Raw genomic sequence first — 26743 nt, 5'->3', positions numbered from 1 at the left:
CCCACGCTTAATACTCCATAACAAAAGTTAGCATTAATAACCATCTTAAAGCAACTAATGTTTATAATATGATGCGAATATTTGTAGATATATTATAGTTTAATATCTTCCGGGCGTATCCCGCAGTGTGCGGCAAAAGTCATGAATCTGCTGTCCGATATTGTGACAATGTCCGGATTGTTAAGTTCAAAAGTTTTATCGTTAGTGAAAAAGCTGTTCTCTGCAAGATCCATCGGTGACGCATCTTCGTATTTCTCTTTTAAACCGTTATGTATTCCCAAAAGGAAAGCCAGAGCATTATTACGCATCTGCATGTCTGCACCTTCCGCCATGAAAGTCAGCTTTGGTGAAGTGTTGGACATGCCGTACATTATGAATCCTTCGGGGAAATCAACCCTTATCTGCCCTTCAAACAGGGTTGTGTCGAATCCTTTTCTGTCTGCAAATAGGTTTTTTATCAGTTTAACAGCGTCTGCTGTTATTAAATCTTTCTTTTCGTTATTTTCTGCCACGGTTCTTATCTCTTTGGTGGTAAATCTTTTAGGCAGGGAGCTGAAATAAGCATGAAGAGAGTTTATTGATAACCTGTCGATTATCTGTTCAAGTATAAATATATTTTCAACAGCATCGTCTCTTGGGATGCCGTCATCAGTGTCAGTCGAGAACATATGAAGACTTGCTTCAATCTGAAGGTCTCTGTATCCGGTCTCTTTGGCGAATTCTGCAATGTCTGTAAATCCTGACAAAGAGGAGATTGTTTTCATATTGGCTGTAATAGTTTCTTTCCAGAGGGAGTGCCCTTTCGGATGGAATATTGTTTCTCCCCCCATATCTTCGACATACTGCTTAACTGCTCCGGTGTATCTGGCATCGATATAGAAACGGCTGCACACTTTTTCGATAGCCTTAAGGTTTCTGTCATTGACTTTTTCTGCTTGCAGTTTTGCCATCAGCTCAGGGATGGCTATCTTCATCTTGTAGTCTGCAAGTATGAAGGCAAGGGAGTCGCCGAGATAATGTCCGTCTGCGGAAGAGTCAAGGGCGTCTGCGCCTTCCGTAATGGATCCTCTGTCTGCGTCCAGGTCAAAAGAGTGCACTCTCTTCCCTCCTTTGAGTGCTTCTGAAAGCCCGGGAACTTTTGCCAGCATCTCTTTGCGGGTCGGGTCTGCGAGCACCTGTCCGCTGTTTACATCTATGTCAGTCCCTATTATGGAGCAATGCTCGCCGAGTATCTGTTTGAACAGTTCTTTGTATTGGAGTCCGGTTCCGCCGAACAAGTTGACACACACCATGGAGTTGTCGCGTTTTTTGAAATAAGAAGCATAAACAGATATCATTTTGTCATAATATGCTTTGCGCCCCTCTTCTTTTTTATTGAGGGTGATGCCTTTGTGTTCTTCGGGTACGTTTCGTACAAGGTATTTCTCTTTAAGGAATGTGTTCATCTGCTCCAGCAGATATGTGTGCACTCCCTGAGTGGATATGCCGAATTTGGCACCGTTTGTTGTAACCTCTACATGTGAGCGCGTTATTTGTATGTGAGCAATTGCCCCTAGCTGGTTCTGGTTCTGGTAGACCTGACCGGAGGATGCGACACCGATGTCGTATACATTAACACCCATATCCATGAGTCCCTTCGCCATGGCTTTTGCCAGTGCTTCTGATGTCGGACCGTTGTCATAGCCTATGACAATGGCTTCACCGACTTTGAGGCTCATTCTTACGCCTGTTTTAAGTATGAATTCCTGTGATCCTAGTATTTTGCCTATCACCTCTGCTGACTGAGGAGTGAAGACAGCATCATCAGAGAAAAAATTTCCAGGTTCTCCAACGTATGCCCGTATATCATATGAGGTTGGTTTCAGCAGTTTGTCAGCATTATTTATAACTTTTTCCGGTGCTTCGAGTTTTTTCAGTTGGTCATACATGATATACCCCTTGCGGTTTTAAAGATTGCTTTCTAAAATTAAAGCATAACACCACTCAAGGTCAAGTATATTGACATAAATATAATTGTCTGTGGTGTGAGTAAAATAAAGATGGATGCATGATAAGATATTTTATACTGCTCATTCTGGCAGCATTTATTTTTTCCTCAGTTGGCGTTGCTACTCTTGTTTATAAAGGTAGTACAGATGTAACCCAGACCCAGCGAGATATTGATGATGCGAAAGCATCAGTTATCCTGACAGGACGCTTTGTTGAGCACCTTATCAATGAAAGGTTTGAAAAACTTTATTCTGCTGCATATGCAGGCGATACAACGGAGATACTCCGAGCTCTTGTGTCATACACAGATTTCGTTGCTGCTGCCTATGGGCATAGGGGTGCTTTTACAGTGGGGCTTATGGACAGCGGCTTCAGTGTGATAAACAGCATCAGTTCAGGAACTTCTGTCTGCCCTGAGGGGAGTATTGTAAATGAGGAGATCGCTGAGCGTCTTTTGAACGGCGACTTTTATGTCGGTCCCGTGCTGAGTGAGTGTGCGGCAGAAAAGGATAAAGGTGATGCGTATCTTATGTTTGCTGTGCCTGTTTATAATAACAATAAGTTCTATGGTGTGGTGTACGAAATATCCACAATACTTGATTCGGTAAATAGTTATAAACTTCTTGATTATTTCTCTGAGGAGGTTTCCTCAAGAATAATACTTGACGATGCGCTGCATTACAAACGGGACTCTGAAAACTACCGTCTGCTGCAGCTGAAGGGGTCTCTGCCTGACGGGGATATTGTCAGAGAAGGTCAGAAATTGATTGGCTTTTACAGTTTTTATTACGGAGACATAAAGCTGTGTCTTATCTATATAAGAGATAACTTTGTTGAGAGTTTCAGCTTTGACTGCTGCCCCTGGGTAGAGAAGAATAAGCTACTTGTTTTTTCTTCCCCTCTCATCCTCCTTGTTATACTAGCCATTCTGGAGATGGTGCATGTTAATGAAAAACTCGGCAGAGAGATTCGCGAGCGCACAGAGCACTTGGAGAGTATGCAGAAGAGGTATCAGAGGCTGTTCGAGATTATTCCCGAATATATAGTGCTCTACAGGCAGGATGGTGAAATTATAGAGTGTAACGGTCGCTTTGCTCAGCTGCTGAAAGGGGGGAACCCGATAGGAGCAAATATTAATTTTATGATAAGAGAGAAGAAGCGTTTTGCAAAAATGGTGTCAGTTGTGGTTAAAAAAGGGTCGGCTGTTCCGGCGGAGTTTCTGCTGGCGGGAAGGATGTCTCAGGTCAGTGTTTCTATTCATTCCTGTATTGTCGATCTCGACGATAAGCCTGCTATACTGTCTGTTATGACGGATCTTACTGATTATAAAAAGATGCAGAATACTTATTATCTGGCGCAGAAACGTGAGGTGGTCGGTACGATTGCAGCCGGTATGGTACATGATTTCAGTAATATCCTTCAGAATATCTCCCTTCAGTACAGCCTTATGGAACGCTCAGATGCGGATTCACACAAAGAGCATATGGCAAAAATAAAAACTATTCTGGACGGGGCTAATAAGTATCTGACGAGCGTGCTTAGTTATACTAAAGACACTAAGGATCGGTATGAGATAAAATCCGGCAGAGAGTTTGTGCGTAATGCAGTTGAGATGGTGGAGAGTGTTTTACCGGCAGATGTGCTTGTTGAATATGTTGATGCCGCCGGAGATATAAAGATAAAAGCAATGCAGGCTAAAATTACTCAGGCTCTCATTAATCTTTGCCAGAATGCATCCGATGCTATGGGCGGCAAAGGGATAATATATGTTTCAACCTATGTTGAGAAAAAACCTTTTGGACATTTCTTTTGTTTGAGCGTTAAAGACAGCGGAGTGGGAATACCGCCGGATGTCATGGATCATATATATAAACCGTTTTTCACAACCAAAAGCGAGCGTGGAACCGGGCTGGGGCTTGCCACTGTGAAGCAGATAACCCTTGATATGGGCGGGTTCATAGACGTAAACAGCAAATCCGGCGAAGGCACAGAATTTATATTAATGTTTTCGGAGTCAAAATGAGCAGCAGACAGGATATTATAAGAGCAAATGCATCAGAGGCGGGGTTGTCAGAGAGGTCTACAGAAGCACTCAGCACGGTTGGAAAGCATTCAGAATTTATTGGAGTATGGCTGGTAAACAACATCGAGGGGCTTATAGAAGCCGAGAGCAAATTTTGCGGGGAGAGGAACAGGGAAACCATTCTGAACGATCTGTTGTCTGCGGATATATATGCTATGTCTCCGGATGAGTTTATCGCTTATATGCGCAGATTCAAGATGATAGAGTATACAGCCATTGCGGCTTCTGATCTGTATTTCAATAAAAGCGTTGAGGAAGTAACCGCTCATGTCTCCGCGTTTGCTTCTGCGGCCTGTCAGTGTGCATACCTTTACAGCATGAGAGAGCTTTCTGAAATTCACGGGAAGCCTGTGGATGACGATGGGGATGAGATAGGTTTTTGTGTGGTCGGACTGGGTAAGCTTGGGGGGTGGGAGCTTAATTTCAGTTCAGACATAGATATTATATATGTTTACGGCACTGACAAAGGCAAAACTGATGGTGCCGACCCCATAGAAACACACGTGTTTTTCAGCCGTCTGTCAGAGAAGCTTACAAGATATATCGGTGAAAGGACACAGGACGGCATTGTTTTTCGTGTCGATCTGCGCCTGCGTCCCGACGGTGACAGAGGTGCGATATGCCTTCCGGTGAACAGCTATGAGCTGTACTACGAATCCCACGGGCAGAGCTGGGAGAGAATGATGCTTCTCAAGGCAAGGGTCGTCGCAGGTGACGAGTCTGTGGGGGCAGGGTTTATTGAGCGTGTGCGCCCGTTTGTTTTCAGACGCAGTATGGACTTTAAGCTTCTCTCCGAACTGAAAGAGGTGAAAAGAAAGATCAACAAACGTGTGGAGCTTAAAGGTAAAAACATAAAGCATGTTAAGCTCGGATACGGAGGCATCAGAGAGATCGAGTTTGTCGTTCAGACTTTTCAGATCCTTTACTTTCCGAAGTTCCCCGCTGTCTTCAGCAGAAATACGCTCAAAGGGCTGGATAAGCTCCGGGAGTGCGGGATTATGGACAGAGAAACGGTTATAGTTCTTTCTGAGCACTACCGCTTCCTCCGCAGACTCGAGCATATGGTTCAGATAGAAAATGAAAGACAGACACATATCGTTCCTGAAGATTCGCCGACTTATGACCTTTATCTTGAACGCTGCGGTTTCTCCTGCGACACTGATTTTCAGCATGCATATTCTGAAGTGACTCAGCGGGTTAATGACGAATTTGCGAAACTTTTCAGTGATGACAACACCACGGACGATAATATTCTCGCTATATTTGACAATGAACTCACAGACGAAGATGCAGCGCATATCCTTCGTGAAATAGGTATAAAAGACCCGATCGACAGCGTAAAGGCTGTGCGGAGGATAGTGCACGGCAACAAGAACAGGCCCAGACTTAAAAGTGACAGAAGCGTTCTGAAAGTTTTGCTCCCTGTCATACTCCGCGAGCTGAAAAGCAGAGATGATGCGTATCAGATACTTATTACATTTGAACGATTACTGATAAAAGCATCAACGATATATATGCTTCACGATATCTTTATATCTGCACCAAAAGTCCTGAATCGTCTGATCAATGTGTTTTCATACAGTTCTTATCTGACAAATATGATTCTCTCTCACATTGATTTGCTGGACTATGTTTACGACCCGAAAGAGACAACATACGATGCTGCGGAGGTAAGCTCTGACCTATGGAAGCTTACAGAGAAATACAGAGGAGATGTTGAACTGGAGCTCGAAACGGCATGTATACGGCACCGGTCTTATATCTTTAACATCGGCTACGCTTATCTGAATAAAACAATAAATGTCATAGACATGATGCGTTCACTGACAGAGCTTGCAAAAGGTACTGTGGATTTTGCATTCCGCACAGTTTACGAGCAACTGCTTGAGCGGTATGGGGTTCCCAGAAGGAAAGACGGCGAAGAGTGTCGTTACCTTCTGATAGGAATGGGTAAAGTCGGCAGTATAGAGATGAGCTTCGGGTCTGATATTGACATGGTTTTTCTCTTTGAGGAGCAGGGGGAGACTGACGGGAAAAAATCGGTGACCAACATGGAGTTTTTCTCAAAGCTTGTTCAGCGTGCCAACTCCTTTCTTAATACTTTTACCCGCAACGGCTTTTTGTATAAGACAGATATGCGCCTTCGCCCCAGTGGTTCAAGTGGAACTCTGGTTGTCAGTATGCACGGCTTTGAGGATTATCAGAAGAAATCTGCAATGGTGTGGGAGAAACAAGCTCTTCTGCGTTCCAGTGTTATAAATCATTATTCCCCGCTTTTAGAAGAGTTTAAAAGGATAAAGGAAGATGTCCTTTTTACATGCAAACTGGATGACGATGGTGTGCAGGAAGTCTATGATATGCGCATGCGGATTGAAAAAGAAAAAGGGCTTCCCTATGAGAAGAACAACATCAAAGCAGGCTACGGCGGGCTTCTGGACATAGAGTTTATAGCGCAGATGCTCCAGCTCAAATACGGCTGTCAGCACAGTTCTTTCCGCACTCCGAACACCCACGATGCTCTCCATTCCTTCCGTAAGCAGGGACTTATAAAGGATCGTGACTTTTACTCTCTGCACAAAGGATACCTCTTTTTCAGACATCTGGAAAATCTTGTACGCATATATGAAAATTCAGACACGTCAATACTCCCGAAAAGCGACGAACTCAGGGGCAAGATAGGGAATTTCTACGGGTTTAAAACTGACGGGGCAGTGACACTAATGGCTGAATATCAGAACATCAGGCGTGCTGTTCGGGCGGCATTTAACAGAATATTTGAAAGGATCAGCAATGAAGATAATGCAGATTCTTGATTATGAAACTTTTGGTGAAAGATTTATTGATATAGCCGGACAGTGTGCGCCCTATGCTGATGTGATATGGTTTCGTATAAAAGAGAGGGCACTTGTGGACGAGAAAGCAGGGAGGCTGCGGGAAGCTTTGCCGGATACTTTTCTTTCACTTTCTCTGGATGCGCAGACAGCGTCCAAATACGGCTATGATGCTGTACAGCTAGGCAAAGACAGCTATATTGAAAGTGTGCGCAGAGATTTTCCGAAGCTTAGGATAGGTTATTCCGCACATTCAATGGACGAGCTGGAGTCAAAGGGTGTAGATTATTTTACTCTGAGCCCGATCTTTTTCACGAAAAAAAACTATGAAGTTAAACCACTTGGCACAGTTGATGTTTCGCATATTGATAGCGAGATTTATGCACTCGGAGGAATCAGCTCAGAGAATATCAACAGGCTTAAGGGAAAAGGTTTTGCAGGGGTGGCGGGAATATCTTTTTACAGAGAGATAAAGCTACTTAGAAGCCAGTGCTTGTTGAAATAGCTCTCTGACATGGGCTGGTGTCCTTGCAGGACGTCTTTTGTTTATGTCATAGAACATGCCGGATTGATCCGCTCTGAAGTACAGCTCGCCTTCAACATGTATCTCCATACTGATAACCCATTTTGACCTACCTATCTCTTCAACCTTAAGGTGGGCGAAAGCTCTGTCTGTTATTCGTACAGGTCTGTGATATGTCATCTCAGTTTTTGCAATGATTGGCGATATACCGGTGTTGATAGCATCAGTGATGGAGTAGTGTTCATTCAGGAAGTCAGTTCTGATCTTCTCCAGCCAGCGCAGATAGACTATGTTATGCACTATACCCATGTAATCAACATCGTATGCGTATATCTGAAGCGGAACATCTCTTGTCAGTATCATTCCGGTGTTCATATCTTTTTTACCTCAACATATTGTCCATAGAGGACAAGACCGTTCCCTGAATCTGTGAGTTTGTTTCTGATGGCGCTGTTTACGCAGCCGTCTTTCATCGGTATGCTTTTCCAGCTCATTATAGTTTGACGAACAATGCCTTCGGTGACAACAGCTTCAGCCTTGTAGCCGCCTGTTTTGCCGCAGACGCGAACGTCGTCGCCTGTTTTGATGCCGAGTTCTTCTGCATCTTTCTCATTGATAAATACAACTTGCCTGCCCTTTTCCATGCCGGGCAGTATCTGAGAATTAAGATACGAGTGATGAGAGGATGTCAGCAGTTTAAATCCCTCTCCTTCCTCCGGCATAATCAGCGGCAGTTCCGCTGTTTTGTATTTTCTGTTTTCCTGCTCTTTGCGGGGTACTTCTGCTTCCGCTTTGACTTCAATTTTTAATCCGAGACGTGCGGCAAGCATTGCAGCAGCTTCTGAGTCGCTTATTTCGTCAGTAAGCTTTTCTCTGGTGTATGAATGCGGAAAGAAGTAACTCCCCATGAAGTCAGCCTGAGAAAACATCCCGCCAACTTTCAGAAAGAAATCAGCATGGGCTGATGTTTCTGTATTGTTGGTGTCTATGACGAGAGTTTTTGTGCGGGAGAGCCCCCGTGTCCAAAGGTTTGTGTCGGGATATGTCATTGCGGGGTTTGCTGCCGCGTTTACAAACAGATCAAAATTTCCATCTGCCAGACTTTCCGCTATCTTATCAACATGTATATAATTTTTAAAAGTTGTTTTTTGTTTTGTCCACAGTCGTTTTGAGCTGTGACTGTAGTAGAGCATATCTTCACTTCCGGTTTTAACTGCCAGCCTGTTTATCCACTGATAGGCGTTCATGCCGTTTGCGTGACGCTGTATACCGAAACCCTGTATGTGGGCACACTGTCCGGCACTTATTTCACTCAGCAGCAATTCAAAATCAGCACTGCTTACTCCGGTTTTGCTTATGAGCGAGTTTATATCATGTCCTGATTCAAGCCCCATGGCACACAGGAGTGCACAGGCGAGAATCCCGTCACAAGAAGGGTTGATAGCTATATACTTATCTGCGATCTTTGACGTTTTGGTCTTCACAGGGTCGATATAGATGATTTTTCTGCCTTTCTTTTTCATGTCCTTCAGGTAAGCGTATAGGTGTTGACTGCTGACGGCGGCATTTTTGCCGTAGAGTATTATCGTCCGTGCCTTTTCAAGGTTAGATGCAGGGGGATTTAACAAAACTCCGAAGTCTTCTTCGTGAGCATCCCCGCCTGTCTCGTCGCATGGTCCGCCTGTTGTCCCTGCGCAGTCTGGAAACTGTGAGAAGAAAACATCCCAGTAGCACATATTATATGCCAGACTGCCGGAGCCGCGCATATAAAGAATTTTTTTATCCTTGAATTCATTCAGGAATTCAGCCATTTTTTCAATAGCAGTGCCATTGTCCGGATATTCCGTTTTCACATTATCTATGACCTGCCATGAGGTAAGTCCGTTATTGATCTCGCGCTCTGCGAATACTTTAAACTTTGAACATACAAATCCGGTCGGAGACCATTTCTCCTGAACTCCGCTAAACTTATATCCATCTGATGTTACTGTTGCCTTAACACCACAAAGGTCGGGGCAGTCTTTGCTGCAAAAGAAATTCATGTACTAATTATCCATGGTGGTGGAATAAAATCAATGATTTTTGAGTGAATAATGTGTAAAATGTCATAAGTTACAAGAGAGGTGAAAAATATGGCTTCATTTGACGTCGTAAACGAATTAGATCTGCAGGAACTCGATAACGCTGTAAACCTTGTGCGTAAAGAGGCAGACAGCAGATATGATTTCCGTGGTTCAAATACAGAGATTGATCTGAACAAGAAAGACAAGGTAATCAAAATCATCACAAGCGATGATATGAAAGTGCAGGCTATCAAAGAGATGCTGGTTAAGCATGCATCAAAAAGAGGGATAGATGGACGTGTCTTTGAATTTGGCGAACCGGAAAACACATCTAAAGGAGCCCGTAAGTTTGAAATTAAGGCTGTTGAGGGGCTTGGCAAGGACAACGCTAAGAAGATAGTGAAAATGATAAAAGAGCTGAAGCTTAAGGTGAATCCGTCCATTATGGATGACCGTGTCCGTGTGGAAGGCAAAAAACTTGATGATCTTCAGCAGGTTATGCACATGCTTAAAGCGTCCGAGCTTGATGTCCCGCTCCAGTATGTAAATATGAAATAAGAGCTAAGGCTGCTTTCGGGCAGCCTTTAGTTTATCTTTTATTATAATTTTTATTCATCCATTCCATATAAGCACCGGACTTTATATGATCTATCCATTCACTGTTTTTCAGATACCATCTCAGAGTATTTTTCAGCCCGTCTGCAAAGGTTACTGACTGTTTCCAGCCAAGTTCTGATTTGAGTTTGTCGCAGTTTATGGCGTAGCGTCTGTCGTGTCCGGGTCTGTCTTTTACAAAGGTTATAAGCTTTTTATAGTAGTTGATATCCGGTTTACCTGTTAGTTCTGCCATTTGTTCGCAAAGTGTGTTCACTAACTCAATATTAGTCCATTCGTTTTCGCCACCGATGTTGTAAGTTTCGCCTATACGTCCTTTTGTTACTATGTTCCATATGGCGGTATTATGGTCTATTACATATAACCAATCACGGATATTTTTCCCGTCACCGTATACTGGCAGATCCTTTTCAGCAAGGATATTTAACACCATCACAGGTATGAGTTTTTCCGGAAACTGATATGGGCCATAATTATTGGAGCAGTTGGACATGGTTATGTTCATGCCGTATGTGTGATGATATGCCTTTACAAGATGGTCTGATGCGGCTTTAGATGATGAATAAGGGCTTCTCGGGTCGTAAGGCGTATCTTCATAGAAGTAACCTGTTTCACCAAGAGAGCCGTAGACCTCATCTGTGCTGACGTGGTGAAAAAGTGTGTCGGGCTTATTCAGCCAGTTTTTTCTTGCAGTTTCAAGCAGGGTGAATGTGCCGTTTATGTTTGTGCGGACAAATTCGCCTGGACCATGTATTGACCTGTCAACATGGCTTTCTGCTGCAAAATGTATCACGCAGTCCACATCATATTTCATGAATACTTTATTCATTTCATCATAGTCGCATATATCTTTATGGCAGAAGACATATCTGGATTCGTCAATATCGTTGATAATATCTTCCAGATTTTCAGGGTTACCGGCATAGGTCAGCTTGTCCACATTTATTATCCTGCCAGAAAAGTTTGTATCTTTCAGAGCGTACCGTATAAAGTTCGCCCCGATAAAGCCTGAACCGCCTGTCACCATTATGTTTTTATATGATCTCATTAATTATTCTCCAACAATATCAGAAAGAAGCTATTTTGTGTTCTATGACACTTTTAAGAAATTTGCCGTATTCATTTTTTTCCATCAGTTTTGCTTTTTTCATAACTTGCTCTGATGTTATCCAGCCTTTGTTAAACGCAATCTCTTCGAGACAGGCAATCTTAACACCCACACGTTTTTCAATGATATGGATGAACTCCGATGCTTCCAGCAGGCTTTCATGTGTTCCTGTGTCCAGCCATGCAAAACCTCGTCCGAAAAGTTTGATACGCACATTGTTCATTTCAAGGTATGCATTGTTGACAGATGTGATTTCAAGCTCACCTCTTGCAGATGGTTTAACATTTTTAGCAATTTCAGAGACTCTGTTGTCATAAAAGTAAAGTCCGGTAACAGCGTAGTTTGACTTAGGTTTTTTGGGTTTTTCTTCAATGGACAGAACTTTTCCTTCATTGTCAAAATCTGCAACACCGTATCTGTCAGGGTCATCGACATAGTATCCAAAGAGGGATGCTCCACCCATGTTCTCAATATCTTTTTTTGCTTGCTGGAGCATTCCTGAAAGTCCGCTGCCGTAAAAGAGGTTATCCCCCAATATCATACAGACGGTATCTTTACCGATGAACTTTTCGCCGATTATAAAGGCTTCTGCAAGACCGTTAGGCTTTTCCTGAATAGCATAGCTAAGTTTTAACCCCAGTTCAGCACCGTCTTTAAAAAGCTCCTGAAATTTAGGAGTGTCTTCTGGTGTGCTTATTATGAGAATTTCTCTGATCCCCGCAAGCATGAGTGTTGAAAGCGGATAGTAGATCATTGGTTTATCATAAATAGGGAGAAGTTGTTTGCAAAGCACTTGTGTTGCCGGATAAAGACGTGTGCCGGAACCTCCGGCAAGGATTATTCCCTTCATATACAGCTCCTGAACATAATCTTGCATATAATTACGGAAAAAAGGTTATTTGTCATTGTTTTTTAGTTTTTTTATCAGAGCGTCACGGACAGTTTTCAGAACCTGAACCCGTGCAAATTTTTTGTCATTTGCCGGAATAACGAACCACGGGGCATTCTGTGTATCTGTTTTGAAAAACATTTCGTTATAGGCATCGTAATATGCAGGAGTCTTGTCTCTGTTGCGGTAGTCGTCTTCGGTTATCTTGTGCTGCTTCCACGGCGTATCTTCACGCTGCTGGAAACGGTTCATCTGTTCCTCAGCACTGATGTGCAGGAAAAATTTCAACAACATCATGCCTCTGTCAGAGAGATGCGCTTCGAAGTCATTTATCTCATCGTAGGCTCTGAACCAAACAGGCGGAGGAGTATACCCCTCTATCCTCTCCACAAGGACGCGTCCGTACCACGAGCGGTCAAAAATGCTGATACAGCCTGCTCTGGGAACCTGACGCCAGAACCGCCATAAGTAATGACGTGAGAGCTCTTCTTCTGTTGGGGCTGCGATAGAAATCACTTTTGAAAGGCGAAGATCAACTGCGCGCAGAAGTCTTCTGATACAGCCCCCCTTCCCTGCGGCATCCCACCCTTCGAAAACCAGCATGGTGCTCAGTCCTTTGTCGTATGCTTCCCATGCCAGAGGTTTAATCTCTGCAATGAGGCTGTTAAGCTCTTTCTTATAATTATCCTGAGTTTTACTGAGGTCAATGCCGGCAAGTCTGTCAGGGAACGAAATGCCATTTGTGTCTGCTGTTGTACTTTTCGGCAGCAAACCGTCAAGGGCTTTCTTCATGGCATCAAGGATAATCTGAAGAAACCGTATCTCTCTGTATCTTTTGTCCGTGCAGTCTATGAATTCCCATGGGGCAAATTCCGTATGTGTGGATCTGTAGGCAGTTTCTGCCGTTTCTGTTATTTTGTCATATTTTGAGTAATACCAATTAGCCCGTTCCGATACTTCTTTAGAGTTCTTGAATTTCTCATGTCTTTTCTTTTGCTCTTTTTTGGTAATATGTGCCCATACTTTTACGATAACTGCGCCGTCAAGTGCCAGCATCCGCTCAAATTTCGCTGCCTCTTCCATCTTTCTGACGAACGCCGCTTCCGGTTCTTCCCCTTCTATCTGCATCCTTATAGCGCGTTCGTACCATCCGTTAAAGAAGACGCCCAGCTTCCCGCCCATGGGCATAGCATTCCAGAACCGCCAGTAGTAAGGTCTTTCCGCCTCTTCGCTGGACTCCTCCCAGAAGGTCTTTACTTCCATTAGCCTCGAATCCATAACGTCTGCAAGGGCGTTAGCCATTTCCCCTTTCCCTGCACCGTCAATGCCTGTCAGCACAAGAAGCATCGGGCGTTTGTATTCTTTAAATTTGTATTGAGTGCGGATGAGGTCAGTTCTCAGGTCAAGGAGCTTTGCTTCATACTCTTCTTTCGGCATCTTTGAATCAGTCAAAAATCCTTCAAACATATCTCCCCCTGAGTTGCGTAATAATCTGTGGTATATGGGTATAAAATATTATAACATACATACAGAGGAAACAATGACTGCATCAGCACTGGTTATTTTAATCTTTTTTATATTTGTCATAATAATGACTTCCAGTCGGGGGATGAAACTTGAAAAGCAGATAGGAATTGCTGGAATAAGGTCTATTGTCCAGATGTTTGCCATGGGGTTTGCGCTGGAGTATATCTTCAGGCTTGATAATGTCTGGCATGTTCTGTATTTTGGGGCATTTATGGCTGTTTTTGCTTCATATACAGCAAGTTCGCGTCTGGATATTGATTGTAAGTGTCATAAAAGAGCATTTTTTACCATATACGCGTCTTCTATGCTTGCTCTGCTGCCGGTTTTTCTTTCCGGTGCGGTTCCGGTTAAAATGAGTGCAGTGCTTCCCGTTGCAGGTATGGCACTGGGGAACTCTATGAATGCTTATACTCTCACTCTGGACAGGCTGCGTGCTGAGAGCAGTTCGCATCTTGCTTCTATCGAGGGTATGCTTGCTCTCGGGCTTAACATAAAGACTGCTACAAAAGAGGCTGTGAATACATCAATAAAAGCTGGAATGATGCCTGTGCTGAATAACATAGCATCCCTTGGCGTTGTGCTTCTGCCGGGGCTTGCGACAGGATTGCTCATGGCAGGGGTGAAGCCTCTCACCGCTGTGACATATCAGCTTGTGATAATGTATATGCTTTTGGCTGTAAATATTCTTACGTCTGTTTTAGCGTGCCGTATGTTTACTATTCGGGTGTTGAGGGCTGCTTCGAGCGAGGGGAATGAATGACGTTTTTACAATTTCTGGACTTCACCGGAACAGTGGCATTTGCAGCTTCGGGAGCCATTGCCGGTGCACGGAAGCATCTTGATCTTTACGGGATATGTTTCCTCGCCATTGTGACTGCTGTTGGCGGGGGCACAGTTCGTGATGCGCTTTTAGGGCGCTTACCTCCGTTTTCTTTCACTAACATTACTTACTTTATTCTTTCTGTGCTGACAGCAATTGCAATATTTATATTCTACAAGCATATTTCTGCGACATATTCTCTGCTTGTCTGGATGGATGCACTGGGGCTCGGAGTGTTTAATGTGATAGGCATCACTGTTGCTCTTGAAAGCGGCGTGGGGTATTTCGGCAGTATATGCTTTGGTGTTATCACAGGCACAGGGGGGGGTATGCTGCGTGATGTGCTTATAGGCGAGATCCCCTTTGTACTGAAACAGGAAGTATATGCTACGGCATGTATTGTCGCCGGGATGCTGTTCTGTCTGCTGCACTACACAGGCATTAATATGCAGTTAAACATGGTTGTCTCCTCTATGCTCCTTTTTGCTGTTCGTATGGTGACTTTCAAGCTGGATATAAATATCCCAAAAATTAAACATCACGACTAAAGTAATGACCTTCCTGAGGATGACAAAATGAAAGTTGTGTTTTTCCTGATAGTTATTTAGAATAGCTTTATGTCTTGTTCTATATCATTTTTAGGCGGTGTCGGCGAGATAGGCATGAACATGTATGTCTACGAGACCGAAGAAACTGCCATTATCGTTGATTGCGGAGTTATGTTCGCGGATAACAACTTTCCGGGGATTGACTATGTCATACCCGATTTTGAGTATCTGGACAAAATTAAGCATAAGCTGAAAGCACTGTTCATCACCCATGGTCATGAAGACCACGTAGGTGCTGTTCCCTTTCTGCTCCGCAGTTTTAACATGCCTGTCTACGGCGGGAAGCTCTCTCTGGGGATTCTGGAACAGAAACGCGGCGCGAAAAAGGTCTCACCAGACCTGCGCAGCATATCCCCGAGACAAGTGGTTAAAGCGGGGGACTTCACTGTTAAGTTTCTCCCTGTAACACACTCGATAAGCGACACCTACGCACTGTATATTAAGTGCGGCGATTTCAGTGCACTGCACTGCTCTGACTACAAGATAGACCAGTCACCTGCCGGAGGGGAACCCTTCAACCCGTCAGATTTTACTGCACTGGCAAAAGAGGGGCTGACAGCTCTTCTGGTGGATTCCACCAATGCCACCAGCGAAGGCTTTACACAGTCAGAATCCAGCATTAAGGACGACCTGAAAAAGATTTTCCGCAATGCGAAAGGACGTATATTCTTTACCAGTTTTTCGTCCAATATCGACCGTTTCCGACAGATACTGGACATAGCCAGAGAGGTTGGGCGTAAGGTCGTTCTGGAAGGTACAGCTCTGGACAGAAATATCTCCATAGCGAAATCGCTGGGATATATAGACCTCCCTGATGATCTTATAGTGGGGCTTCGTGCGTCTAAAAAACTGCCTGACGACGAGATATGCTATATAATCACGGGCTGCCAGGGGGAGACAAACTCCACCCTTTACCGCATCGCCTCCGGTGAACGTAAAGACCTGCATGTCAGAGAGGGGGATCTTTTCGTGATCTCTGCAAGGGTTATCCCGGGGAATGAAAAGAACCTTATCAACCTTGTTAATTTCATATATAAAGCTGGTGGGAATGTCGTAGATATCGGCAAAAACCGCATTCATGTTTCCGGACACGCCTCTCAGGAAGAGATAAAGCTGATGGTGAACTTCACCAGACCTAAATATGTCATCCCTGTGCATGGTGAACCCGTGCATATGATAACATTAAAGCGCATTCTGAAAGGTATGGGGCTTGTCGCTCCTGAAAATGTTGTTCTGGTGGAAGACGGTCAGAAAGCTGTCTTTGAAAACGAAGAACTCGCGAAACTGGATGATGTTCCTCACGGAAAGGTCTTTATCGACCTGCGTGGACATTTTGTCATGGATGAGGATTCTGTACGGGACAGAAAGCATCTCTGCCGTGACGGTGCGGTTTCTATCGTTGCCATCAGGCGGAAGTCAGACGGCACATACATCTTTCCTCTGACTGTTGAGACAGCAGGTTTCGAGCTTGAGCCGGAACAGATGACGGGATTACAGGATTTTCTGCTTGAAAACCTTGGTGAACTCGTAAACGATGATGATTATGATTTTACAGATATAAAGGGCGGTCTCTCAAGGCTGACCCGCAGATTTTTTAAGAAGAATCTCGACAGGCGTCCTCTTGTGATACCTGTTGTGACGGAGATATAAATAGATGAGTATCGCTACAGCTGTCATACTTGGTATTATCCAGGGGCTGACAGAATTCTTACCCGTCAGCAGTTCCGGACACCTTGTACTTGCACAGTCTATTATTAAAGACTTTCAGCAGCCGGGAATGCTTTTTGACACGCTTCTGCACGGAGCGACCCTCGGTGCGGTATTTGTATATTTCAGAAGGAGGATAGTGGAGCTTATTCTCACCCCTATGGGGCTTATCAGCAGTGATTATAAGATAATATACTTTGAAAATAAACGTTTCTGGTGGGGGATAATAGTTGCCTCGATACCAACAGGAATAATCGGTCTTGCGCTGGAGAGCCGTGTTGAGGGGATATTTTCCACGCCTGCATTTGTAGGGTACTTTCTTATATTTACATCTCTGCTCCTGATCGTCTCTGACAGATACAAAGGCACTGGCGAAGTTACTGGGGTTAAGGCTTTTATAATAGGGGTTGTCCAGGGAATATCAGTTATCCCAGGGATATCCAGAGCGGGAGCAACTACAGCGACAGGGCTTTTTCTGGGCATTAAGCGTGAAGAGATGGCGGAATTCACATTTCTCATGTCTGTGCCTGCCATTGTGGGGGCTATTATTCTTCAGTCTAAACATATGTCTGCGGTGCCGGCAGGAGAGCTCACAGCTTATATAGCCGGGATGGTGGCTGCGTTTATAAGCGGAATTTTCGCCATAAGCTTTATGGTATATTTTATAAAACGGGCAAACCTTAAGGCATTTGCGCTTTACTGCCTGATAGCGGGGATCGTTGCGATAATATGGATGTAGAAAACAAAGGGCTGAAAGCAGATATAATATTTCTTACCTGTCTGTTCTTTACAATATTTGCCACATTGTCTATTTACTCTCACTCGGAGTCTGATCCGGGGTGGACTCTCATAATTTTTACTAACTATGATCAAGAGGTTATAAACCTTTTTGGAAAGACCGGTGCTTATTTCAGCGACGTTTTGGCATCGCTTTTAGGCTGGACAGCTTATCTGCTGCCTCTTGTTTTTATCTGGCTTACAGTCAGGTTCCATCTGCATCGTAAAAAAACAGAGATGAAGATGCGCAAGACTGTTTTCCGTTTTGTGCTCTATATTGTTTTATGTTTTGTTTTTTCCACTATGACAGGATTTTTCGGCGGCGAAGACTTCGCTTTTGCGTCCAAACCTATGGGGGGTATAGCGGGACTTTTCTCTGCTGATCTTTTTGTTTCCATTGTCGGGGAAGTGGGCGGAATAATTATCTGCTGCTTTCTTGCCACGCTTCTGCTCTTTATGCTCTTCCCCCGCTTTTTTATGAAGCTCGCCAGAGGAGAGATGAGTCTGCCGAAGATCAAACGTAATAAACAGCCGGAAATGTACGATGAAGATGAATATCAGGGGGAGATTCCTGACATTCAGAAAGAAGAACCGGCATATAAACCTGAACCGGAGCCTGCGCCAGCACCTGCGAAGAAGAAGACTGTTCAGGAAGAACCTGAAGAAAAGCCTGTATTTAAAGAGGCGTATCAGGAGCCGGAGATAAAAGAGATTCAGAAAGTCGAAAAAGGGCGTGGGAAGTATAACATCCCTCTTAGGCTTCTGGACGAACCTGTAAGGGATTTCAAGACCGAGTCAGAAGCAGAACTGAAACTTAAGGGCGAAATGCTCATTGCAAAGCTGGCTGATTTCGGAGTGAACGGTAAGATAAGAGAGATTCAGCCGGGACCTGTGGTCACTCAGTTTGAGTTTGAGCCTGCTCCCGGTGTAAAGATAAATAAAATTGCAAACCTTTCAGACGACCTTGCTCTTGCGATGTCTGCCGTCAGTGTGCGCATCATAGCCCCTATCCCTGGTAAATCTGTTGTGGGGATAGAGCTTCCGAATAAGCATCGGGGGATGGTTTTTCTCTCTGAGCTTATGAAGTCAAAAGAGTTTATTCAGGCGAAGTCTATGCTGACATTTGCCATGGGGAAAGATATTTCGGGCAGACCGTACATCAGCAACCTTGCCTCTATGCCTCACCTTCTTGTGGCGGGGACAACAGGCAGCGGTAAATCTGTTGCTGTAAATACACTCATATGCTCAATAGTTTATAAAGCACCGCCGGAGCTTGTGAAATTCATAATGGTTGACCCGAAAATGGTGGAGCTGAGCATATATGACGATATCCCGCATCTCGCGGCGCCTGTTGTTACAGAGCCGAGAAAAGCGGCTCAGGTTCTTAAGAATGTAGTTGAAGAGATGGAAAATAGATATTCTGTCCTCGCATCAATGAAAGTGCGTAACCTCGACAGTTATAATCAGAAAGCAGAGAATGACCCTGAGCTTCCGGTTATGCCTTATCTGGTGGTGATAGTGGACGAGTTCGCAGACCTGATGCTTGTTGCCGGGAAAGAGGTTGAACAGTCGATTATACGTATCGCACAGATGGCGAGAGCCGTTGGGATACATCTTGTGCTTGCTACTCAGCGTCCGTCAGTAAATGTTATTACCGGAATTATCAAAGCAAACATGCCCGCAAGGCTGTCATTCAGGGTTTCATCAAAGATAGATTCCAGAACGATTCTTGATGCGTCCGGTGCGGAGCTGCTCCTCGGTAAGGGGGACTCGCTCTTTATACCTCCGGGCATGAGTGACACTGTGCGTGTGCACGGATGCTTTGTGTCTGACGACGAGGTAGGACGTATTGTTGAGCATCTCAAAACTCTGGGCGAACCTGAATACAACATGGATCTGGTGAAAGAAGAGAGCCTTGACGCTGAGGATGTTGATGAGTCGGAAATGGATGAAAAGTATGAGGAAGCGCTTGAGCTTGTTAAGCAAAAAGGTTTTGCGTCTATATCTATGGTGCAGCGTTATCTTCGCATAGGGTATAATCGGGCGGCACGCATCGTTGAGATCATGGAAAAGAGAGGGATAGTTGCTCCGTCTGACGGGACATCTAAGCCGAGAGAGCTTCTTATAAAAGATTAGATAAGGGTTGCGGTGGCAAAGAGTCATTGCGAGGAATAACATGACGAAGCAATCTGATATGTTTCTGATAGCTGTTGTCGTAAGATTGCTTCACCCTGTGGGTTCGCAATGACGTAATAGGTTATTGTGTTGAATAAGGGTTGCGGTGGCATATTTGGAGGGAAATTATGGCTGATATCAGTGTAGATTATATGGGATTACAGCTCACAAGTCCGGTCATCGCCGGAAGCAGTACTCTGACAAAAGATATGGACAATCTGCGCAGGGCAGAGGATGCCGGTGCGGGGGCTGTTGTGCTGAAATCTCTCTTCGAGGAAGAGATAAGGCTTGAAGCGGGCACTGTGGAAGAGACCTATCACCCTGAAGCGTATGACTATATGACAGCTGATGCCGCAATGGTTTACGGTTCAGGTGAATATCTGGAATATGTTAAGAGAGCGGCTGACAAGGTTACTATACCTGTCATCGCCAGTATCAACTGCGAAGGGACAAAGTGGTGGGCAAAATTTGCCGGAGATATCGAAGAAGCCGGCGCAGATGCTATTGAACTTAATATTGCCTTCATGCCATTTGAGGCGGACATCACCGGACAAGAGACGGAAGAACGCTACCTCGAGGTTGTCAAAGAGGTTAAAAAAACTGTCAGCATACCTGTCGGAGTGAAGATAGGGGCGAATTTTTCGGCGATACCTAATATGATAAGAAAGCTGGAAGAGGTTGGTGCAGACAGTGTGACGATGTTTAATAAATATTTCCAGTTGAAGATAAATACCAGAACACTTGAGCTGGAACCTGTGCATACTTTCAGTGCGCCATCGGATGCTTACAGCGTATTGCGCTGGGTTGCTGTGGCAAGCAGGCAGTGCGGGGTGGATATATCTGCTTCTACAGGCGTTTATGATGAAGATATGCTCATTCAATACCTCCTTGCAGGGGCTAAAACGGTTCAGGTGACTTCTGCTCTGTATAAGAACGGCATGAGCCAGATATCCGACCTGAACAGCGGTCTTCAGGCATGGATGAAAAAGAGGAACATCAACGAGATGAACGATGTTATCGGGCTTGCCACCAGAAAGAAGATCAGGCAGGTTCAGACATTTGAACGTCTTCAATACATTAAGATAGCTGACGGTGCTATATTTCAATAGGTACTGGCAAGGTGCTATAAACACAGTACCCTTTCTGAGAGCTGTTAAATTCGGGAAATCTAAGATCCTGACTATTTGCTGTCCTTATCTGTGTTTCTGCACATTTGTGCTTTTTCAATATCATAGATAAGCACTGACTCGTTACCGAACCATGATGTCATTATCCAGTCGAAAAACACACCTATCTGCTTTTTAAACATCCCGACCTTGTAAAGGTAGAGCATTTTCCATACGTAATATGCAAATCTTCCGCGGAGCTTTAACCCGAAGAGATTGACAACGGAGTTGTTTTTACCGAGGGACACAAGGTATCCGAAGTGAAAATAATTGAAATCCTTTTTGGGTTTGCCGTCAATGTTGCGCACTATATTGATAACAGCCATTATCCCCTGCTGCATGGCAAGCGGTGCAACTGGCGGGAGTATGTGTTCATTGTACTGATATGCACAGCTGTCGCCGATTACAAAAATGTTGCTGTCTGTAATGCCCTGCGGGGTTAGCTCGTGTTCAATGAAAACACGTTTATCACCAGTCTGATTAGTGCTGATGGTTTCAAGGTAGTCCCGCCCCATAACGCCCGCTGTCCATACCGTAATAGATGAGTTCAGGATTTTTTGTTCACCGTTCTGCTCAAAGCGGATGCTTTCTTTACTAATTTCCTGAACGTTTGCATTGTTGATAATATTTATTCCACTTTCTACTACAGCTTCCTGCGCTTTTTGTGCCTGAGATTCGTCTATGGAGGGGAGGATTGTTTTGTAGTATTCAAGAATGTTTATGCTGTATTCTTCAGAGCCTATGTTGCTGTACTCACGTTTAATCTTTGCTTTGATAAAGTCATTCATTTCGCAGGCTAGCTCAACACCCGTTATTCCGCCGCCTATAACAGAGAAGGAAAGCAAAGATTTTTTAGCATCAGAGGATGTCATGCTGCTGGCTTTTTCCAGATGGTCTATTATCAGATATTTAAGATCAATGGCATCGGTTATGCTTTTAAACTGAAGTGCATTCTCGATGGCAGATTCGTTACCGCGGAAGTTAGTCTTGGAGCCGGTAGCAACTATAAGGTAGTCGTATTTAAGTTCATTTTCTATGCAGATCACACAGTTATTATCCTTGTCTACACTGATAACTTTGTCACGGACAAAACGTACACTATTTTTGACACATATCTCACGCAGCGGGAGAACAATATTGTCCGGTTTGACATTTCCACTGACAACTTCCGGAAGCATAGGGGTGAATAGCGAATAGTTATTTTTATCTATCAGGGTGACTTCAACGTGCTTCTTCTTTATCTGTTTGCGGATGTGGGCAATGGCAGCAAGCCCCCCGAAACCGCCTCCGAGAATAACAACTTTTTTCATACATAACTCCCGAAATAAAACTATACCTGTTTCGTCTTTTTATCAAGAGTATTGTTTGCAGAATATTACATAGCTAAATAACAATAAAAAACGGATTCAGTAAATCATCTTTATTGTATACTAATCTTTCAGCAATGATTTTTTTATGGAAGATGTCTTCATCCACAGTAAAAGAGTCGAGTTTGTATGTGCCTTTCCCTGAAGCTTTAACAACACCATGAGCGGCAGCGGTGTCCCACTCCATTGTGGGGGCGATTCTCGGGTATATATCAGCAGAACCTTCCGCCACCATGCAGAGTTTCAGTGAACTGCCTTTGGAAATGGTTTCAATACGGCAGTCAGGGTAATTTCTGGAAAGTCTGTCTATGAAGTCTGAGGTCTCTTTGTTCATATGAGAACGGGAAACCGCAACTTTTATGGTTTTGCTTGTCAGAGGGTCATTCTTTTCAGTTGGCAGTTTTTCAAGTCTGCCGCCTGTTTTCCTGAAAGCTCCAAAGCCTTTCATACCGTAATAAAGTGTATCAAGAGCGGGAGCATAGACAACACCCAAAACAGGCAACTTCTCTTCGATGAGAGCTATATTTACGGTGAATTCTCCGTTCTTCTTGATGACCTCTTTCGTTCCGTCAATGGGGTCAACCAGCCAGAAGTTTTTCCAGTTTTTCCTCTCGGCGTATGCCGCGAACTTGGCTTCTTCTGAGAGGATGGGGTACTGTTTGTCCAGTTTTCTCAGTCCGTCAATTATAATAGCGTTGGAGCGCATATCCGCATCTGTAAGCGGCGAGTTGTCACCTTTATACTGAACAGAGAAATCCATTTGGTAAATCCGCATAATTTCTCTGCCAGCCTGAAGAGCGATGTTTATTACTTCGTGAAGAAGTCTTTCGTCATAACTCATTTTTAAACCTTCACTGTTTTATCAGAAGTCGTAGCCGAATGTTACGCCTGTAAAAACTGTTCTGGCATCATAAAAGTCGATATTTGATGATCTCAGTGAACCGCCTATCAGAAAATTAATATGCGTGTTAGCCAGTCCGAAGGGGGTAAAATGCTTATACATAAGAAATGCTGAAGTTGTTGTATCCTTACGTGTTTTATCAAAAACAGAGTCTTCTTCATTATACCACATACCGGATATACTGAAACTTGGTATGATTAGTCCGGAATTTAATTTATGCAGATATTTGACACCTGCCTGAAGCCCCTGCCCGCTCATTGCGTCCCCATTTCTGTCTTCAATGGTGTATGTGACGAATGGGGTAATTACGCTGTACTGGCTGAGAGGCTGCTTATAGTCTCCTGTGAACGAGTAAGTTTCGCCGTTACGCTTCATGTCGCTGAATCGTCTTCCTATTGCGTCATTATCGATATCGTGGCTGAGCATCTGAATATTTGTTCCGAACTTAGTGCCGGAGATATTTTCCAGCTTAAGCCTGAGTCCCGCTGCGGAGTCTCTTGTACTTTTTCTGTCTGAAACATATGGGTCTTTCCAGACTTTGCCGAACGGGGCGAGGATGACAGAAAGATCAACGGAGGATTTGCCGTATAGAAATGTTGTACCTAAAAGCAGCTGCGGATTTGCTTCTGTAGGAGGAGTTCCTGCGTGATAAAGTATGTCGCCCTTTTTATACCTAAGCTCGGACATTACAATCGGTTTTAATTTACTGAAGCTGTCGGGATTATCTGAGAGTGTATCAATATCTTCGTTGCTGCCTGTAGCCATGAGAGCATCGGTTGAGTTTATTCCGAACATGCCTATGTCGATGTTTCCGCTGAATCCGTTTTTCCCCTGTGGTGCTGCCTGCGTTGAAACTGCCATGAGCAGTAATGTAATGATAATAAAGTTTTTCAAAGTTAATCCTCTAAGTCAAATTCCTTGAGCTTATTGTGAAGTGTTCTGCGGGATATCTGTAAAATCTCTGCTGCCTTGGTTTTGTTGCCGCCGGTTTTCTTCAGAGCCTTGATGATAAGGTCCCGTTCGTTGCCCCGTATGCTTAGTCCACCGTCTCTTTCTGTACCGAAGGCGGGGAGTGTCACAGGCTCAAGCTTTGTTCCCGTGGTGAGTATTATACTTCTTTCAACAATGTTTTCAAGTTCCCTGATATTACCTGGGAAGCCGTAATCTGACAATTTTCTGATATATGCCGGATCGGCGGACTTTATCAGTTTGCCGAGTTTTTCTGCATGTTTGTCTATGAAGAACTTAACCAGCGGAGCTATCTCTTCTTTTCTTTCACGCAGGGGGGGGACCTCAACAGGGAAAACCGCAAGCCTGAAGTACAGATCCTCTCTGAAGTCACCTTTTTCTGACAATTTTTTTAAGTTTCTGTTGGTTGCAGCGACTATACGCACATTAGTCTTCAGCGTACGGGTGTCTCCGACCCTTTCGAAAGCCCCCTCCTGTAAAACACGGAGGAGTTTCGCCTGAACATTCAGCGAAAGTTCACCTATCTCGTCCAGAAAGAGTGTACCGCCGTCTGCTGCTTCGAATAACCCTTTATTATCTTTTACTGCGGTGGTGAATGCGCCTTTGACATGTCCGAAAAGCTCACTTTCTATGATATTTTCTGAAAGTGCAGCGCAGTTTATAGCCAGATATGGTCTTTGTGCTCTTTTGGAATTGTCGTGGATGGAACGTGCAACAATCTCTTTGCCCGTGCCTGATTCTCCGAGGATCAGCACTGTTGCATCCGTAGGAGCCACGAGTTTCAGCTGTTCGATGATAGAACCGAGCCCCTCCTGAGTGTAGACCCCTCCGAAACGGTAGTTTTCAACAGGAGTAAGGACATCACCGGACTGCTCGTTTATCTTTTCCAGAGCATCCATAAGCTGAGGGATGTCCACTGGCTTTGTAAGGTAGTCCACTGCTCCCAGCTTCATGGATTCCACAGCGGTTTTAACAGTGGAGAACGCTGTTATGACTATCACAGGTACACTGTGCCCTTTTCTGTTCATCATGCCCAGAAAAGTAAGTCCATCCATAACGTCCATCTTCATGTCCAGAAGGATAACATCAAACCTGCCTTCATCCAACGCTTCCAGAGCTTTAAGTCCGTTTTCCGCCTGTGCGGTTTTGTGCCCTGCATCTTCAAGGTGAAGCTTGAGCATCATTCTGTGGTTTTTTTCGTCATCAACTATCAGTATCTTCATATGTATATGATCTCAACTACAAACTTTTGGTTCGTTTTTATTTCACAGCGGAAGCCGTGAAGCTGTACTATTCTTTTTACTATAGCAAGCCCCAGCCCGGTTCCGATAGATTTTGTTGTGTAAAAGGGTTTACCAAGGCTTTCACGGTCAAAATTATCATCTTTTATGTCATTGGCTATTGTGAGTTTTTTGTCATTTATTTCAATATTTATTTCGCTGTCTTCCGGTGCGCCCTGAACAGCATTTAGAAGCAGATTGAACACTATCTGGCGCATCTTCTCAATGTCTGCGCTGATCTCCGCATTTCCGGTAATGCATATGTCTATCCCCTTCTGACGGGCATCTATCTGCAAAAGCCTTGCGGCACTGTCTGTTATGTCTCTTATGTCTGCACGACCTATGATAAGGGTCATGTCTTTACCATATGAGAGGTAGTCATTGATTATTTTGTCTAGTCTGCCGAGTTCTTCCACGCAGCTTTCGGAGATATCTTTAAGGTCGCCCTCTGCTTTTTTGGCGGAGAACTCCATAAGCCCTTTGACTGTACTGAGAGGATTTTTGAGCTCGTGCGCCATTAGGCGTGACATTTTGCCGAGTTCCGCTTCCCGCTCTGATGCCTCCAGTCTGCGTGACTGCTCATTATTTAATTTCAGCATACGGGCGGTGTATATATATATAGCAATGAGCAGTGCTTCCAAAGCTATCATGCCGAACATGAATGTTATCTGGGCACGGATAATGCTTTTATGCCCGCTTAGGTTGAGCATAACTCCGGCTGTGAGCACTTTTGAATCGGTTTTTTCGCTGAATCTTCTGTTGTGCCCGTGTCCCATCATATTCCCCATCATAGAGCGTGCGGGGGGGAGCGTATGATACATAAACAACCCGTCTGGCGTTTCTACTGTTCCGTCAGGATGAATAGCGGGATTTATCTTCGGTGGTGTAACATCTCTTGTGTTGAAAAGTACCCTGCCTGATTGGTCGAAAAGATAAAGGCTGAGTACACCTGTATTAGCTCCTATGTTATCAATGAACGAACGGAATCTTGTTGTGCTTTCGGTGTCTAGTAATAGCCTTGCCCTGCGCCCCCCTTCGAAAGACGAGATGGCGGTCTGTCCCACGAGCATAAGCCCTTTCTTGGAGTTTTCTATTGTTTTTACACTGCTGAACCCCTGCATAATAATAATCACAAGGTTCAGGATGACGGCAATGATCAGAATTTGTTTCAGTTTTGAAGGTAATCTATTTCCCATAACTAAAATAATATATCATATGTGAGAAGTTTACATTGGCAAATTTTGCAGATAACTGTGCAAATATTACACGAAAACTGCAATATGAGATAATTTGTGGCGATCAGACAAAATGAGTTCCGGTTAGCTTTCGACTTTGCTTGTAAAAT

21 protein-coding genes are annotated in these 26743 nt (G+C 44.2%); 10 read left to right on the top strand and 11 right to left on the bottom strand.

All coding sequences use genetic code 11. The features are described from left to right. Positions 1-92: 92 nt before the first annotated feature. Positions 93-1928 carry a phosphohexomutase domain-containing protein gene (locus tag DACET_RS13975; protein ID WP_013012016.1) on the bottom strand — a complete coding sequence of 612 codons (1836 nt, stop codon included), beginning with the start codon at positions 1926-1928 and terminating at the stop codon, positions 93-95. 119 nt (positions 1929-2047) lie between these two features. On the opposite strand from DACET_RS13975, the gene DACET_RS13970 reads away from it, so the two are divergent. From DACET_RS13970 to DACET_RS15790, 3 genes are read left to right on the top strand one after another with little or no spacing between them, the layout of a single operon-like run. Further along, a complete protein-coding gene (locus DACET_RS13970) occupies positions 2048-4012 on the top strand; it encodes a two-component system sensor histidine kinase NtrB (protein ID WP_013012015.1) in 1965 nt (654 codons plus the stop codon). Next, the gene (gene glnE, locus DACET_RS13965) at positions 4009-6885 is read left to right on the top strand and encodes a bifunctional [glutamate--ammonia ligase]-adenylyl-L-tyrosine phosphorylase/[glutamate--ammonia-ligase] adenylyltransferase (protein ID WP_013012014.1); all 2877 of its coding nucleotides are present in this window, start codon (positions 4009-4011) and stop codon (positions 6883-6885) included. The genes DACET_RS13970 and glnE overlap by 4 nt, the downstream gene beginning before the upstream one ends. After that, on the top strand, positions 6863-7408 hold the full coding sequence (locus DACET_RS15790; RefSeq protein ID WP_013012013.1) for a thiamine phosphate synthase: 546 nt from the start codon (positions 6863-6865) through the stop codon (positions 7406-7408). Before glnE ends, DACET_RS15790 begins: the two co-directional genes overlap by 23 nt. Here DACET_RS15790 and DACET_RS13955 read toward each other — a convergent pair. Together DACET_RS13955 and DACET_RS13950 are read right to left on the bottom strand one after the other, a co-directional pair. Beyond that, positions 7379-7789, bottom strand: coding sequence for an acyl-CoA thioesterase (locus DACET_RS13955; RefSeq protein ID WP_169304247.1), 411 nt, complete (start codon positions 7787-7789; stop codon positions 7379-7381). The genes DACET_RS15790 and DACET_RS13955 overlap by 30 nt on opposite strands. Positions 7790-7797: 8 nt before the next feature. Further along, complete coding sequence (locus tag DACET_RS13950; RefSeq protein WP_013012011.1) at positions 7798-9468, bottom strand: molybdopterin-dependent oxidoreductase; 1671 nt, start codon at positions 9466-9468, stop codon at positions 7798-7800. Between the two features lie 90 nt (positions 9469-9558). Here DACET_RS13950 and DACET_RS13945 point away from each other — a divergent pair, with 90 nt between their 5' ends. After that, a complete protein-coding gene (locus tag DACET_RS13945) occupies positions 9559-10047 on the top strand; it encodes a YajQ family cyclic di-GMP-binding protein (RefSeq protein ID WP_013012010.1) in 489 nt (162 codons plus the stop codon). A gap of 31 nt (positions 10048-10078) precedes the next feature. On the opposite strand, the gene rfbB is transcribed toward DACET_RS13945, so the two are convergent. Genes rfbB through pap form a run of 3 tightly spaced genes read right to left on the bottom strand, consistent with a single transcriptional unit; the run spans position 10079 to position 13568 of the window. Continuing rightward, a complete protein-coding gene (gene rfbB, locus DACET_RS13940; protein WP_013012009.1) occupies positions 10079-11152 on the bottom strand; it encodes a dTDP-glucose 4,6-dehydratase in 1074 nt (357 codons plus the stop codon). 19 nt (positions 11153-11171) lie between these two features. Continuing rightward, positions 11172-12062 (bottom strand): glucose-1-phosphate thymidylyltransferase RfbA, encoded by an 891-nt coding sequence (gene rfbA / locus DACET_RS13935; RefSeq protein WP_013012008.1) that lies wholly within the window; start codon positions 12060-12062, stop codon positions 11172-11174. Between the two features lie 45 nt (positions 12063-12107). Continuing rightward, a complete protein-coding gene (pap, locus tag DACET_RS13930) occupies positions 12108-13568 on the bottom strand; it encodes a polyphosphate:AMP phosphotransferase (protein WP_013012007.1) in 1461 nt (486 codons plus the stop codon). A gap of 73 nt (positions 13569-13641) precedes the next feature. Between pap and DACET_RS13925 the strand changes: the two genes are divergently transcribed. From DACET_RS13925 to DACET_RS13900, 6 genes are all read left to right on the top strand, one after another. Continuing rightward, entirely contained in the window at positions 13642-14388 is a 747-nt protein-coding gene (locus tag DACET_RS13925; RefSeq protein ID WP_013012006.1) for an ABC transporter permease, read from the top strand. Next, the gene (locus DACET_RS13920; RefSeq protein WP_013012005.1) at positions 14385-14996 is read left to right on the top strand and encodes a trimeric intracellular cation channel family protein; all 612 of its coding nucleotides are present in this window, start codon (positions 14385-14387) and stop codon (positions 14994-14996) included. The genes DACET_RS13925 and DACET_RS13920 overlap by 4 nt, the downstream gene beginning before the upstream one ends. A gap of 69 nt (positions 14997-15065) precedes the next feature. Beyond that, positions 15066-16706 carry a ribonuclease J gene (locus DACET_RS13915; RefSeq protein WP_013012004.1) on the top strand — a complete coding sequence of 547 codons (1641 nt, stop codon included), beginning with the start codon at positions 15066-15068 and terminating at the stop codon, positions 16704-16706. A gap of 4 nt (positions 16707-16710) precedes the next feature. Beyond that, the gene (locus tag DACET_RS13910; RefSeq protein ID WP_013012003.1) at positions 16711-17502 is read left to right on the top strand and encodes an undecaprenyl-diphosphate phosphatase; all 792 of its coding nucleotides are present in this window, start codon (positions 16711-16713) and stop codon (positions 17500-17502) included. Further along, positions 17493-19676: a DNA translocase FtsK gene (locus tag DACET_RS13905; RefSeq protein ID WP_013012002.1), complete on the top strand. Its 2184-nt coding sequence runs from the start codon at positions 17493-17495 to the stop codon at positions 19674-19676. Before DACET_RS13910 ends, DACET_RS13905 begins: the two co-directional genes overlap by 10 nt. A gap of 167 nt (positions 19677-19843) precedes the next feature. After that, a complete protein-coding gene (locus tag DACET_RS13900) occupies positions 19844-20824 on the top strand; it encodes a dihydroorotate dehydrogenase-like protein (protein WP_013012001.1) in 981 nt (326 codons plus the stop codon). 71 nt (positions 20825-20895) lie between these two features. On the opposite strand, the gene DACET_RS13895 is transcribed toward DACET_RS13900, so the two are convergent. The 5 genes from DACET_RS13895 to DACET_RS13875 form a co-directional block, all read right to left on the bottom strand. After that, positions 20896-22191: an NAD(P)/FAD-dependent oxidoreductase gene (locus tag DACET_RS13895; RefSeq protein ID WP_013012000.1), complete on the bottom strand. Its 1296-nt coding sequence runs from the start codon at positions 22189-22191 to the stop codon at positions 20896-20898. Between the two features lie 73 nt (positions 22192-22264). Continuing rightward, the gene (cysQ, locus tag DACET_RS13890; RefSeq protein WP_013011999.1) at positions 22265-23089 is read right to left on the bottom strand and encodes a 3'(2'),5'-bisphosphate nucleotidase CysQ; all 825 of its coding nucleotides are present in this window, start codon (positions 23087-23089) and stop codon (positions 22265-22267) included. Between the two features lie 21 nt (positions 23090-23110). After that, on the bottom strand, positions 23111-24043 hold the full coding sequence (locus DACET_RS13885; RefSeq protein ID WP_013011998.1) for a DUF2860 family protein: 933 nt from the start codon (positions 24041-24043) through the stop codon (positions 23111-23113). A gap of 2 nt (positions 24044-24045) precedes the next feature. Beyond that, entirely contained in the window at positions 24046-25341 is a 1296-nt protein-coding gene (locus tag DACET_RS13880; RefSeq protein ID WP_013011997.1) for a sigma-54-dependent transcriptional regulator, read from the bottom strand. Then, positions 25338-26594, bottom strand: coding sequence for a sensor histidine kinase (locus tag DACET_RS13875; protein WP_013011996.1), 1257 nt, complete (start codon positions 26592-26594; stop codon positions 25338-25340). The genes DACET_RS13880 and DACET_RS13875 overlap by 4 nt, the downstream gene beginning before the upstream one ends. Positions 26595-26743 lie beyond the last annotated feature (149 nt).

Origin of the sequence: Denitrovibrio acetiphilus DSM 12809 (assembly GCF_000025725.1) — a bacterium.
GTDB lineage: Bacteria > Chrysiogenota > Deferribacteres > Deferribacterales > Geovibrionaceae > Denitrovibrio > Denitrovibrio acetiphilus.
The sequence above is the reverse complement of the archived record's forward strand: the minus strand, read 5'-3'. Positions and strand labels throughout refer to the sequence as shown.

Bases quoted from the DNA above. Each gene is read 5' to 3' on its own strand.
- DACET_RS13975 (WP_013012016.1), bottom strand. From the start codon at position 1,928: ATGTATGACCAACTGAAAAAACTCGAAGCACCGGAAAAAGTTATAAAT.
- DACET_RS13970 (WP_013012015.1), top strand. From the start codon at position 2,048: ATGATAAGATATTTTATACTGCTCATTCTGGCAGCATTTATTTTTTCC.
- glnE (WP_013012014.1), top strand. From the start codon at position 4,009: ATGAGCAGCAGACAGGATATTATAAGAGCAAATGCATCAGAGGCGGGG.
- DACET_RS15790 (WP_013012013.1), top strand. From the start codon at position 6,863: ATGAAGATAATGCAGATTCTTGATTATGAAACTTTTGGTGAAAGATTT.
- DACET_RS13955 (WP_169304247.1), bottom strand. From the start codon at position 7,789: ATGATACTGACAAGAGATGTTCCGCTTCAGATATACGCATACGATGTT.
- DACET_RS13950 (WP_013012011.1), bottom strand. From the start codon at position 9,468: ATGAATTTCTTTTGCAGCAAAGACTGCCCCGACCTTTGTGGTGTTAAG.
- DACET_RS13945 (WP_013012010.1), top strand. From the start codon at position 9,559: ATGGCTTCATTTGACGTCGTAAACGAATTAGATCTGCAGGAACTCGAT.
- rfbB (WP_013012009.1), bottom strand. From the start codon at position 11,152: ATGAGATCATATAAAAACATAATGGTGACAGGCGGTTCAGGCTTTATC.
- rfbA (WP_013012008.1), bottom strand. From the start codon at position 12,062: ATGAAGGGAATAATCCTTGCCGGAGGTTCCGGCACACGTCTTTATCCG.
- pap (WP_013012007.1), bottom strand. From the start codon at position 13,568: ATGTTTGAAGGATTTTTGACTGATTCAAAGATGCCGAAAGAAGAGTAT.
- DACET_RS13925 (WP_013012006.1), top strand. From the start codon at position 13,642: ATGACTGCATCAGCACTGGTTATTTTAATCTTTTTTATATTTGTCATA.
- DACET_RS13920 (WP_013012005.1), top strand. From the start codon at position 14,385: ATGACGTTTTTACAATTTCTGGACTTCACCGGAACAGTGGCATTTGCA.
- DACET_RS13915 (WP_013012004.1), top strand. From the start codon at position 15,066: ATGTCTTGTTCTATATCATTTTTAGGCGGTGTCGGCGAGATAGGCATG.
- DACET_RS13910 (WP_013012003.1), top strand. From the start codon at position 16,711: ATGAGTATCGCTACAGCTGTCATACTTGGTATTATCCAGGGGCTGACA.
- DACET_RS13905 (WP_013012002.1), top strand. From the start codon at position 17,493: ATGGATGTAGAAAACAAAGGGCTGAAAGCAGATATAATATTTCTTACC.
- DACET_RS13900 (WP_013012001.1), top strand. From the start codon at position 19,844: ATGGCTGATATCAGTGTAGATTATATGGGATTACAGCTCACAAGTCCG.
- DACET_RS13895 (WP_013012000.1), bottom strand. From the start codon at position 22,191: ATGAAAAAAGTTGTTATTCTCGGAGGCGGTTTCGGGGGGCTTGCTGCC.
- cysQ (WP_013011999.1), bottom strand. From the start codon at position 23,089: ATGAGTTATGACGAAAGACTTCTTCACGAAGTAATAAACATCGCTCTT.
- DACET_RS13880 (WP_013011997.1), bottom strand. From the start codon at position 25,341: ATGAAGATACTGATAGTTGATGACGAAAAAAACCACAGAATGATGCTC.
- DACET_RS13875 (WP_013011996.1), bottom strand. From the start codon at position 26,594: ATGGGAAATAGATTACCTTCAAAACTGAAACAAATTCTGATCATTGCC.